General features: G+C 42.5%; 8 protein-coding genes and 1 other RNA gene. 7 read left to right on the top strand and 2 right to left on the bottom strand.

From position 1 onward, the window contains the following. Positions 1-173 precede the first annotated feature (173 nt). The 7 genes from smpB to AXX12_RS14605 all read left to right on the top strand — a co-directional run bounded on the left by smpB (position 174) and on the right by AXX12_RS14605 (position 9,181). The gene (gene smpB / locus AXX12_RS14635; protein WP_066244283.1) at positions 174-644 is read left to right on the top strand and encodes an SsrA-binding protein SmpB; all 471 of its coding nucleotides are present in this window, start codon (positions 174-176) and stop codon (positions 642-644) included. An 85-nt stretch (positions 645-729) separates the two neighbouring features. Next, positions 730-1,073: a transfer-messenger RNA gene (gene ssrA / locus AXX12_RS14630) on the top strand. A gap of 237 nt (positions 1,074-1,310) precedes the next feature. Further along, on the top strand, positions 1,311-2,012 hold the full coding sequence (locus tag AXX12_RS14625; protein WP_066244280.1) for a hypothetical protein: 702 nt from the start codon (positions 1,311-1,313) through the stop codon (positions 2,010-2,012). 22 nt (positions 2,013-2,034) lie between these two features. Beyond that, positions 2,035-3,648: an ORC-CDC6 family AAA ATPase gene (locus AXX12_RS14620; RefSeq protein WP_066244278.1), complete on the top strand. Its 1,614-nt coding sequence runs from the start codon at positions 2,035-2,037 to the stop codon at positions 3,646-3,648. Between the two features lie 874 nt (positions 3,649-4,522). Then, positions 4,523-5,896 carry an L-cystine transporter gene (locus AXX12_RS14615; protein ID WP_066244276.1) on the top strand — a complete coding sequence of 458 codons (1,374 nt, stop codon included), beginning with the start codon at positions 4,523-4,525 and terminating at the stop codon, positions 5,894-5,896. Positions 5,897-6,495: 599 nt separating this feature from the next. After that, positions 6,496-7,917 (top strand): cytosine permease, encoded by a 1,422-nt coding sequence (locus AXX12_RS14610; protein WP_066244273.1) that lies wholly within the window; start codon positions 6,496-6,498, stop codon positions 7,915-7,917. Next, positions 7,901-9,181 carry a cytosine deaminase gene (locus tag AXX12_RS14605; protein WP_197470736.1) on the top strand — a complete coding sequence of 427 codons (1,281 nt, stop codon included), beginning with the start codon at positions 7,901-7,903 and terminating at the stop codon, positions 9,179-9,181. The genes AXX12_RS14610 and AXX12_RS14605 overlap by 17 nt, the downstream gene beginning before the upstream one ends. A 208-nt stretch (positions 9,182-9,389) precedes the next feature. Here the strand turns inward: AXX12_RS14605 and AXX12_RS14600 are convergent, their stop codons facing one another. Next, entirely contained in the window at positions 9,390-10,028 is a 639-nt protein-coding gene (locus tag AXX12_RS14600) for a hypothetical protein (RefSeq protein ID WP_156478679.1), read from the bottom strand. Between the two features lie 129 nt (positions 10,029-10,157). Continuing rightward, entirely contained in the window at positions 10,158-11,780 is a 1,623-nt protein-coding gene (gene aspD / locus AXX12_RS14590; protein WP_066244259.1) for an aspartate 4-decarboxylase, read from the bottom strand. Positions 11,781-12,386: the final 606 nt, after the last annotated feature.

Genomic DNA, 12,386 nt, shown 5'->3' with positions numbered 1-12,386 from the left:
TATAAATAGTATATTTTTGAGATATCGTACCTAGGCCGTTCAGAAATGCCCAGATGCTAGGCAACTTTGGGAACCTTGCCGCGCCGCGTACGTTCGGTACGCAAGCAAGGGGTTTCCAGAGTTAACAACGCAGATGGGCGTTTATCAACGGCCGACAGGCGGAGGTGAAGGGGATGCCCAAACAAGTCGGCATCAAAATCGCGGCAGAAAACCGCAAAGCCAGACACGACTATCACATCCATGAAACCTATGAAGCAGGCATCGTCCTTACCGGAACTGAAGTCAAATCTCTACGTGCCGGCAAAGCCAACCTCAAGGACAGCTATGGCAAGGTTGAAAACGCTGAGGTCTTCCTGCACAATATGCACATCAGCCCTTATGAGCAGGGTAACCGATTTAACCACGAACCACTGCGCAAGCGCAAATTGCTCATGCACCGTGTTGAGATTAACAAGCTAATCGGCAAGGTCAAAGAAAAAGGCTTCGCCCTAGTGCCGCTCAAGATCTACTTCACCCACGGCTTGGCCAAGGTGGAGATAGCGCTAGCGACAGGCAAGAAACTCTACGACAAACGCGACGACATGGCCGAACGTGACGCAAAACGCGATATGGATCGTGCGTTTCGCGATAGCCAGAAAATGTAATTGACATCCCTGCGCTATTTGATATAATAAGATCACTCCAAGGGTTATTCGTTGACCAGGGAGTTAGCCTTACCCTCCTTCATACGGGGGCGTACTGGTTTCGACAGGGGTAGTTGTGGCATCGATAGCGAGCCGGGGTTCCATCAGCCCGTCAATACGGTGGACAATAGTAACTGCTAACAACGAATACGCTTTAGCAGCTTAATGCTAACGTTCTACCTAGCTTTGCCCACGGGCCGGGATAGGACGTCATACAGTGGGATACCGAAGACCTTATTCTCGGCGGGCCTTGGGGAATTTTATCGAGATAGCGCTAGCGAAGCCTGTCAGTAGGCGTCAACGGTGCGAAGTTTAAATTACTGACTGCGCTCGGAGAAGTCGTTGTAGCAATGCTTTTGGACAGGAGTTCGATTCTCCTCGCCTCCACCATTCAAATCCGGAAAAGTCGAAAACCCGCGTACTACGCGGGTTTTTTGTTGTTTGTGTGGGCGATTGGTGGAGGTGGCCTCCACCAAATGGTAAAAGGTGGAAAGTAGTGATGCAAGAGAATTGTCCTGGTGTATTTATGTTGATTCTTGAAACAACCATCAATGTATAAAGGAAATACTAATGACAAAGTAGAAATATTTTACACAAGTACATTTAGATGTTGGTGGAGGTTCTCAAATGGCTACATGTCATGAATATTATTTGAGTATAAATACCTTGTGTAAAGATATCATTAATAGATCTTTTAGCGAAGAGAACCAGGTACTTTTTGCTGAAAACCATGCGTTTATTAATGATTTGAATGAATGGATTGAAATTCTAAAGAGTCGACCAGAACTAGAACTTTTTAAAATGGCGTTTCGCGAGTATCAATATAGCCTGATTTTTGCTTCACAAGGCTTATATCGCCAAGCTTTTAATTCATTAAGATTTTTCATTGAACATTCGTCTGCGGCATTATACTTTTCTTTTAGAGAAATGGACTTAAGACTATGGATGATAGGACAGCAGGATATATACTGGAGTAGTATTACAGACCAAGACAATGGGATTTTCTCAAGAAATTATTTTAAGGCTTTTTCTCCGCTCCTTATGGATGAAGCTTCTTTTTTTGGACAGATAGCTAAACAGATTTACAGAGAATGCTCGGAGTATACTCATGGCAATTACAGTACACATAAAATATTACCTTTAACTTTCGAATTTAATGAAGTCCTGTTTCGAGACTTTCATGAAAAAGTAGGAACTTCAAAAATGCTAGTAGTTTTCTCATTATGTGCTAGATATCTAAATTTTTTAGATGCTGAATCTAAAAGACGTCTAGAATCAAACATTATGGAACATGTTGGGCATATAAGCGGAATTCGGGAAAGTTTTTAAACGTAAAGAGAGGGTGTTATAGGTGGCAGATTTTTTCTATAGAACCGAAGAAATAAAAGTGGAAGAAGTGGCGGATTACTTTGTTGAATCGAATCAAGATCGTCAGATTATAGACCAGCTTAAATCGAGAACCCCGGTGATTCTTGTTGGAAGTCGCGGGGTAGGAAAGTCATTTTTATTCAGAGTTGCACAAAATGAATTACAGAGTTCGTTTGCCAAAGACAAAATTTTGCCGATATACGTGACTTTTCGAGGTAGTTCATTAATTCATACTAATAATCCACAACAGTTTCATCATTGGATGCTTTCTAGGATTTGTGACGAGCTAATTAGATCGCTCTCAAAAAGTGGAAAGCTAACTATTACCCCCAATAGTTTGAATATCTTGGCTGCTGGGCCTATCTCAACGGGATTTATTCAAACTAAAATAGAACTAATTGCCCAAGCGTTTGAAGATTCGTGGAAGAATCCGGGTTCAATTATTGATATAGAGGGATTGCCGTCAACTGATAAATTTCTGGACGCCGTGGAAGATATCTGTGCTGATTTAGATATAAATCGTATTATAGTTTTTATTGATGAAGCTGCACATGTATTCATGCCAGAACAACAGAGACAGTTCTTTACTTTATTCAGAGATATTCGCAGCCCTTATATTTCATGCAAAGCGGCTGTTTATCCAGGTGTAACTGTCTACGGTGATACGTTCCAGCCTATCCATGACGCAACGGTATTAAATCTACATAGAGATGTTCTTGATGAAAAGTATATATACAATATGAGAGAGATAGTTAGGAAACAGGCAGAGGACAGTGCTTTATTGACTGCTCTTTCACGTAGGGGAGAAAATTTTGCGATTCTTGCCTATGCAGCTAGTGGTAATCCGCGTCATTTATTAAAAACATTAATTCTTGCCCCGAAACTTGATAGCGATTCTGTAAATAAAGTAATAAGAGAATACTATAGGACGGATATTTGGTCAGAACACTCGAAATTAGCTGAAAAATTTGTTGGGCACCGCGCAATGATAGACTGGGGCAGGAAATTTATCGAGGGTGAAGTACTCCCGGATATTCAACAAAAGAATGTTAATAACCTGTCAGATGATAAGAAGACATCATGTTATTTTTGGATTCATAGAGATGCTCCACAACCAGTTAAAGAGGCGCTACGTTTATTGGAGTATACAGGGGTAGTAACAGAGCACGCATCCGGAATTAAGGCAACAAGATCTCAAATAGGAACAAGATACCTTGTTAACCTTGGTACACTTATGGCGTTAGAAGCTACGCCAACTTCTATAGCATTTATCATTGCGTCGTCACTTTCAATAAAGAAGATGACAGAATATGGGGAGAATCATAAAGCTTATGAACCACTTTTAGCAGAAATGCCAAAGTTTAATGAACCAGATTTGTCTGATGTTCTTTTAGCGGAACTTGAAAAACCAATTGATGTGTTGGATCTTACATTGTGGCAAAGAGAAAAGATACTTTCATTAGGATTATCTACAGTTGGAGATATACTTAGGGCACCTGAATCCAAGCTCCTTGAAGCTTATCTTGTGGGTGTTAAGCGGGCGAGAAGGATACGCAATGTAGCGTTGACTGCTGTATATGAATATCTATCTAGTTAGTTTTCTAGCAACGATAGAAGGATACAAGGTGATGGTTCTGCTGTTTCCTTTTATAAAGGTGGATTTACAGGGTCACGGATCGCCTCCACCATACAAATCTGGATTTTTTATAGAAATAGGAAACAGCTATTTGCCTAATAATAGGCAAATAGCTGTTTTTTTAACCACAGTTTAAGATAAGCCGAGGAGAACCGTATCATCTATAATGGCGAATAATTATCGGTCATAGTGTAAGGATGAGTGGATCGTAGCTTGCGGCAAAGTCCTGTTAGGCTTCGGAGACCTGGCAGGACTTTGTTGTTTTGTGGGAAATAGGAGAAGTAATAATGCAGATACATTGAAAATATTTCTGCTCGGCTATAAATGACAAATGGGGACGTTACTTTTTTGTCAATAACGGAAGATAACATATGAAATAGCATCATGGTCAAAGACAGAACATAATGCTGTAATTCGGAAGTTAAGAGAAGAAGGGTTATCGTCACGTCAAATTGAATGAGCAACGGAAATATCACGAGATATATTAGCGAAATATTGACAAATTAGGAACGTTCCTTCTGTCCTCGCAGGAGCTTACTTGATTGCGTTCAAAAAGTACCGCCAAGATATTGGCATAGATAAAAGATTATGTTATACTACGTAAGTAAAATATTTATTGGCTGATCAGTAAACTGAAGGCCAAGGAAAATCGCTTAAGCGGTTTCCTTGGCCTTTTATTTTTATTTAGACGAGGAAGGTAGATAATCTAAGGGGAAAAGAGCAAATTGCTGTTATCTATGCATGAAAGACACGTATCAACAATAGTATTTAAAAAAAGTCATTGCGAAATCTAATTTAATCGCAAGAATGAATTAATTACGGAAGGTTGGGAAATATGAATAACTATTTAGCAGTAAGTATCAATATCGTAGCAATACTTGGAATGGTGTATATTTTATATCGTATGCAGTGCAAGCATGTGAGTTTTGGGATACGAGTCATGACAGGACTTATTCTTGGTGTTATATTTGGCGGTGTATTGCAGAGTATTTTTGGTGGTTCACCAGACGTTATCAAACAATCAAATAGTTGGTTTGATGTAATCGGATCTGGTTATGTACGGCTGCTTAAGATGATCGTGATGCCTTTGATTGTTGTTTCAATCACATCAGCTATCACGAATCTGAAGGATATAAGAATCCTTAGCAGAGTTGGAGGGCTGATCATCGGCATACTGTTATTTACCACTGCTATTGCGGGTGTAATAGGAGCAGGGTCGTCTTTAGCCTTTCATTTGACGGCAGATGGGTTGCAGGTAGGCGAGGCTGAGTTGGGTGCTACGAAAAGAGTCGAAGGAAAATTGACTTCATTTAAGACCAAACCTGTGCAGCAGCAGTTGATAGAAATCATTCCGACCAATCCTTTTTATGCTATGACAGGTCAAGGCAGTGCAGATACATTATCAGTAGTTTTCTTCTCAACTCTGCTTGGTCTTGCCGTGTTGGGCATTAAGAGAACGAAACCTCAGTCGGCGGAATTTTTCATGAATGCAGTTCAGACAGCGAATGATATCGTGATGAAGCTTGTGGATTTTGTATTGTTATTGACACCCTATGGAGTGTTGGCATTGATGACTAAATTTGTGTCTACAAGTAATTATGGCGATATTTACAAATTAATTCAATTTGTAATTGCTTCTTATGTAGCGCTTATCATTATGTTTTTAGTACATTTGATAATACTCTTTTTGATGGGATTCAATCCCATTACTTACGTTAAAAAGGTCATACCTGTACTGGTTTTTGCCTTTACATCCCGGACGAGTGCGGGGACACTTCCGCTGACTATCGAAGCACTGATCAATAAGCTGGGGGTTCCTTCCGGTTATGCAAATTTATCAGCTTCTTTCGGAGTAAGCATTGGACAGAATGGCTGTGCGGGCATATACCCAGCTATGCTGGCAGTGATGGTTGCTCCTACAGTGGGAATTAACCCTCTTGATCTTGCTTTCTTGTTTAAGCTGGTGATTGTTGTCGCTATTGGTTCTTTTGGGATTGCCGGTGTGGGCGGCGGCGCTACCTTTGCAGCGCTGATCGTGCTTTCTACGATGGGTTTGCCAGTGGGGATCGTCGGTTTGCTGATAGCTATTGAACCGTTAATTGATATGGGAAGAACTGCGCTGAACGTAAGCGGGGCCATGATTGCCGGCGTTGCTACTAGTAAAATAATGAATGAGATCGATACAGCAACTTACAATCAGGATAATTGAAGTCAATCGGGAATAAATTCAATTAATTATAAACAAAAGCACTATTTGTTATTCTACTGACAAATAGTGCTTTGTTTAGTGCGCCCCGTTCCAATGTGAAAGGAAAAAGCTTGGAGAAAATCGGAATGATTGGTGAGATGAATAATGTTGGAAAAGAATTACTCATGTTGAAAATGATATCTATGCCAGGGGTGAGTAGACCTTTGACTTATTAAACCATTAAGATTAGGAACAAAAAACAAATTGGGAACGTCCCTATCGTCATTAAAATCTCTCAAAGATTCGCTGCTAGTCGGATAGTATAATGATTCATACAAATTGGTTATTCCTCTTCTTGAAAAACTTAGTTTACATTTGATGTACCCTTGGAGCCAAAATTTTCATTGACATCGATCTCTAATGTGTGCTTAAATAATTTTAGCGTACTGGTACCTTTAAAAGCAGTCCTGCGAGGCTGACAAGGTAGACGACATAAGGTGGCACTCAGACATATTTTTTATGCTGTTGCCAGTTGATCTACATGCTTCTTGTCAGTGTTTCTGGCAAGAAGCCTTTTTGTTTGGGTATCGGAACAAAATATCACTGAGGAGGGGTTCTGTATGGATAAAAACAACGAACAAAATTTTGCTCCGCGGGAATTTGGCGCAGTCGAAAGCGTACCCGCAAGTGCACGAACACTATCTTTTTGGGATATGGTTGCCACCTGGATTGGCGCTAACGCCAACAATGGCTCTTGGTATGTTGGCGGCGTCGTAGCCGGTACTGCGTTTGCCGGATCGATCTGCGTAACAATGATTGCTAATCCAATCGCTTATATTATTATGGCTCTTATTGGTTTTATGGGATTTAAGGTCGGCACTTCAACAATGGCTCTCACCCGAGCATCTTTCGGTGTTCGCGGCAGTTATCTGCCCTCATTGTTAAACACGACCCAGTTTATTGGCTGGACAGCTGTGAACACCTTTATTGCTGCCATCTCGGTCAGTTTTATCTGTAAGGAATGGCTGGGCATGCCGGCCTTTGGTGAACCGGGCGGCAATACGACTATGCTCATCGGCATCGCATTCATGAGCATACTGCATCTTCTCTCGATTGCTACCGGTCATCGTTCGGTGAAAATGGTGGAACGGATTGGCGTATTCCTAGTATTGTTTCTTGGCGTATGGGAAACAATTGTCGTACTCCAGAATGTATCGCTGGAAGCTATTATGAACTGGCAGCCGCCAGCAGACAAGCGCATGCCTTTTGGTTCGGCTATGGATGTTATGGCCGCATTTAGTCTCGGCTGGGTACCGGCAATCGCAGAATTTACTCGTTATGGTAAAACAAAAGCCACGGCGACCATTGCGCCTATGATTGGTGCAAACTTGGCCTTATTCTGGTTTGCCTTTGTCGGCATCATTGCCACCATTGGTATGGCAATAACCACTGGAGTCTATGATCCCAATTACTCTGACCCCAGTACCATTGTTAGTAAATTAGGATTAGGCAGCGTAGCTCTCCTCGTCATCATTATCACTAGCACCACAGCTAATGCTGTAAACCTTATGGCTGCCGGCATATCGCTTACTAATATAACGAACAAGATTTCCCCCATTATCTCGCTCTGGCTGGTAACGGTTGTTGCGGCTGCTCTCACTGTCGTACCCCTGTATCTTTCCAGCTTCCTCCATTCTTTTATCCTCTTCCTGGATTATATCGGTATGGTCTTTGGTCCAATCTTCGCTATTTTAATTGTTGACTATTATTTCATCCGTAAAGGGAATTATGACCCGGCTGCTTTAGCTGAATGCCGCGGGAAATACTGGTACAGCAATGGCTTAAATAAACTGGCGCTCACCGTCTGGGTTATCGGTGTAATTACCTTTCTGTTACTGCACAAACAGCCGCTCTTTGCTAATAGTATAGGTGCTACCTATCCTGTGATTGTACTGACTGGAATAATTTATTATGTTGCTTCTAAACTGCAGGCTGCCGCCCATGTTGGCAGGGCAGCTAAGGAGGATGCAAATGCTAATTAAAAAGGTTCGCCTTCATGATCGGCAAGGATTGTGGCAGATTCAAATTAAAAACGGTAATATTCTTTCTATCTCCCCCAATACGAACGAACAGTCTGCCTCTGACAATGTGCTGGACGCAGAAGGCGGCTTAGTGATCCCGCCGTTCATTGAACCGCATGTTCATCTGGACACAACGCTGACGGCAGGACAGCCGCGCTGGAATGAGAGCGGTACTCTGTTTGAGGGCATTGAACGGTGGGCGGAAAGAAAACAGTTGTTATCGCAGCAAGATGTTAAAGAACGGGCGATAACAACTCTTAAATGGCAAGCCGCTCAAGGTATTCAATATGTACGAACCCATGTCGACATTACCGACCCTTCCTTAACTGCACTCAAAACACTGCTTGAAGTAAAAGCCCAAATTGCGCCGTGGATTGAGCTGCAGCTAGTCGCCTTCCCCCAAGAAGGTGTACAGTCTTACCCTCAAGGAATAGAACTGCTAGAAGAAGCTTTGCGTCTTGGGGCCGATGTTGTCGGGGGTATTCCGCATTATGAATTTACCCGCGAATACGGGGTCGCCTCGGTCCACACAGTATTTGAACTTGCTGCCAAATATGATCGGCTGATAGACATCCATTGTGATGAAATTGATGATGAGCAGTCTCGCTTTATCGAAGTAGTTGCAGCAGAAGCCTATCGCCAGGGGATGGGCGATAGGGTAACAGCAAGCCACACTACAGCCATGCATTCCTACAACAATGCTTATACTTTCAAGCTGTTTAATTTGCTAAAGTTATCTGGCATCAACTTTGTTGCCAACCCGCTTGTCAATATTCATCTGCAGGGCAGGTTTGATACTTACCCTAAGCGCCGCGGCATCACTCGCGTTAAAGAATTATGGGAAGCTGGCATCAATGTCTGCTTTGGGCATGATGATATTCTTGACCCTTGGTACCCGCTGGGTACAGGCAATATGCTCCAGGTACTCCACATGGGACTTCATGTCTGCCAGCTAATGGGTTACAGTCAGCTTAACCAGGCATTAGACTTAATAACAGTCAATAGCGCCCGCACCCTTAACATCAGTGATCGGTATGGAATTACTGAAGGGAACCCCGCTAATTTGATCATCCTGCCAGCTGACAACAGTTACGATGCACTTCGCCGCCAAGTACCGGTACGTTACTCACTGCGTCAGGGCCGGGTTATTGCTGAAACAAAACCCAGCACTACATCTCTTCACTGGAACACAGATAAACCGGAAACAATTACCTTCAAAAACTAAACATTGACGTAAAAAGGCCCAACAGACCGATTAACGTAGGACGTTCTGTTTAGGATCGAATTTTGGAAATCGGGCTTAAATGTCAACCAAGCTGGCGCTATAAATTAGTGTCAGCTTTTCTTTATAATGTCTAGATTTATGAAAAATTCCTGTCAAAGAAATAGATAAATCACCGGCATCGCGGCCGGTGATTTTATCTTGTTAGTGATTAAATTCCCATAATTATACCTAGTAGGTCAGTGGCTTTCATATTTGTGTGTAACTCTAAGGCACCTTCCCGAGTGGTGATTCTACTAATCTCAACCTTGTTCCCGATATTACTACTTAGTAGTGACTTCTCAACGAGCGGGCGGAAATTCACCTTTAGTGTGTTGCCATCGAAGCGTGCGTCGAACTGTTTTACATCCTTTAAGGGATTGCCATATAAGTCCGCTATTGCACCGATACTGATAAATTTGAGCATCCAGGTTAGGATCGGCTTATTGGCAACTTCCTTTTTTCGGATGTAAACTTCCGCATAGGATTCGGCCTGATTATGAACGAACTGCTTGATTTCGCAGGTAAGCCCAACACGTCCCAGACTACTATCGAATGTGACAACCATTTTATTATCGCCCAATAGTTTTAAGGTCGGATTTTTCGCCTTGTTCGAATTGGCGTGGGCAGCAAAATATTGATTAATTGCATCTTCGGGGATAACCCATATACCGCCGTTCAACCCGTCAATCGTCTGTGTTTTCCATATTGTCTGCAGTAAAGCCCCAGAGGATTCCTCCAGTGTCGGCGATGCTATAACCGGTAGTGTGAACAGCAGGATCAGCAATATACATATCGTTTTCTTTAACAAATTTATCACCAAAATCAATTATAGCATAGATTTCTAACAGATTGCCAACAGAACCCAAGATTGGATAACTAGAAGGAAACAAGTGCTTGCGATACGGGTTGATACCTTCTGATTAATTGTGGATTTCTTTTATGAATTCCTCCATTCGGCAACATATTGTTCCAATATTTTGGCTAATTCTCCGCCGATGTGAGCATATGCATCGTCATCGAGGTTAGCCAGCGATACTCGGATGGACCACTTCGGACCATGAAAGCCACGGCCACTCAGCAGTACGATGGATGAGTTTTCTGCTAAATGAAATAGGATATCGAGAGGTTCATAGTTCCTCTTTAGAAAATCCGTAAACGGGCTGCCGTAGTAAAGATTTGCCCATTCCTCCAAATCAAACTCCGTATAGTAATCTGCGTCATACGGAAGGTTGGGAGGCGGCAATCTTAGACCGTCATATAGAAGCTTCATACGTCGCTGGCAAATACTTTTTGTTAATTGCTTATACGTACTTTCTTTATTCAACAAAGCAAAGCCCGAAAATAGAGCCATTTGTATCTGCTGAGGTGTCGATAGCCCTGCGGTATGATTCAAGGCTACTTGACGGCTGTCCGCCACCATCCGGTCTATAAAGGGGATTGTTTCGGGGTGCGGTGAAATTGACGCATATCTCAGTTTCAAAATTTCTTTATTCTCACTTGGCAATTGTTTTAACAATTTATCGAATACATTGTCTTCATGAATTGCAATAACGCCTAACCGCCACCCGGTTACGCCAAAGTATTTTGAAAAGGAGTACACACCTATGGTGTTAAACGGTAAGTCGGCCATCAGAGAACGATAATTGTCAACGAAAGTTCCATAGACATCGTCGGAAATAATCATTAAGCTCGGGTTATGTTGTTTCACGATGTGTATCAGTTGTTGAATCGATTCAGGTTGAATTGCGACTGAGGGTGGGTTACTCGGATTTACTAAGAATAGGGCTTTAATCGATGGATCGGCAAGCTTTTCTATTTCTGAATGCGGATATTGCCAAGTGTGATTTCCGTTCTCATCCGTTCCTACAGCCCGAATCTCGACAACTTTAAATTGGTAGCGGTGCAGATGCGGTATTTCGAGATAGGGTACAAATATCGGTACCATAATTGCAATGGTATCTCCACGGGAGAGCAAGTAATTTTCAAGTAATGAATCAAAGATATAACACATGGCAGCGGTAGCCCCTTCGACAGCGAATAAATTAAATCTTCCGCAAGTTGAACCGTTGCCGCACATTTCTTGAATCATGAAGTTATGAACAACTCTTTCTGTATGCACAAGCATTCGATCCGGCATCGGATAATTATCACCAATAATCCCGTCAACCAACTCATAGATCCATTCTTCAGCGTCGAATCCGCAAATCCCTATTCCGTACTCAACAACGTCATCAAGCAGTCTTACCCCAGGAGTAGAAGTATTACTGTCAACGTAGGCCTTAAAACGCTGCACAATCCCGTTTAGATTTGGCTGTCCGCCTAGATTTCCCTCATCCCATACTCTGCGGCTTTCCTGCACTGCAAATTGTCCCAGCGCAAAGAAAGCCTCACGCGGTGTCGTCGAAATCCAATTTGGATTGCCTCTGCCTGCATCTAGTAGTGTACGTGTTCCCCTTTTATGCCCTTGTGCCAAGCTAATCAGCTTGTCTTTAAATTCAAAAGGGCTTATATCTTCGTATGGGGACTTTGTTTGATGCTGTTTTTCAATCACTTGGTTCATAAGAATGCATCCCCTTTCCTTAATTTTAGTTACTGATTAGGCTCAGGCAGCACTATGTTCGAATAGGAGAGGTAGTACCGGCTATGTTCTTATTGTCATTAAACGATATTAGCTCATGTGCATATGTTTACATACAACGAGTGTAACGATACGCACCTCTATGATAAATTTAGTATTTGCGGCTTGGCAGCGCCTATGCCGTGGTAGAGCAGATGTCGGCAGGTATTTAGCAGGTTGCCGCGAATACCAATTAGCCTGCGCGGCTAAATTATTCCTATGGTCAACTTAGCGATGCGGCTAGAACTGGTAACACCGAGGGCCGACGTCAGGCGGGCGCTGATTATCGAGAAGGTAGGTCTGAAAATGGGGATCGTGATGAATGCGGTTACGGAGGTAATCCGGCTCAGATAGGTAACAGAAAGGCTCTGACGTTTCTGGCAGAACCTTTTCTCTTGAAAATAGGTGGATTTGCAAGGGTCACGGATCGCCTCCACCAAAAATTTGTAAACCCGCGAATTGCGCGGGTTTTTTGCTTTTGTAGGTTTGTAGGGCGCGGATAGTTCACCAGTTAAAAACGATATTACTATGTATTAATCCACAGTTGGA

The organism is Anaerosporomusa subterranea, from assembly GCF_001611555.1.
Taxonomy (GTDB): Bacteria; Bacillota; Negativicutes; order Sporomusales; family Acetonemataceae; genus Anaerosporomusa; species Anaerosporomusa subterranea.
Note: the sequence above shows the minus strand (reverse complement) of the source record. Positions and strands in the feature narration are given on the sequence as shown.

What these genes read in the sequence shown, in the direction of transcription:
- aspD (WP_066244259.1), bottom strand. Translation starts at nt 11,780, where the DNA reads ATGAACCAAGTGATTGAAAAACAGCATCAAACAAAGTCCCCATACGAA.
- AXX12_RS14610 (WP_066244273.1), top strand. Translation starts at nt 6,496, where the DNA reads ATGGATAAAAACAACGAACAAAATTTTGCTCCGCGGGAATTTGGCGCA.
- AXX12_RS14625 (WP_066244280.1), top strand. Translation starts at nt 1,311, where the DNA reads ATGGCTACATGTCATGAATATTATTTGAGTATAAATACCTTGTGTAAA.
- AXX12_RS14605 (WP_197470736.1), top strand. Translation starts at nt 7,901, where the DNA reads ATGCAAATGCTAATTAAAAAGGTTCGCCTTCATGATCGGCAAGGATTG.
- smpB (WP_066244283.1), top strand. Translation starts at nt 174, where the DNA reads ATGCCCAAACAAGTCGGCATCAAAATCGCGGCAGAAAACCGCAAAGCC.
- AXX12_RS14615 (WP_066244276.1), top strand. Translation starts at nt 4,523, where the DNA reads ATGAATAACTATTTAGCAGTAAGTATCAATATCGTAGCAATACTTGGA.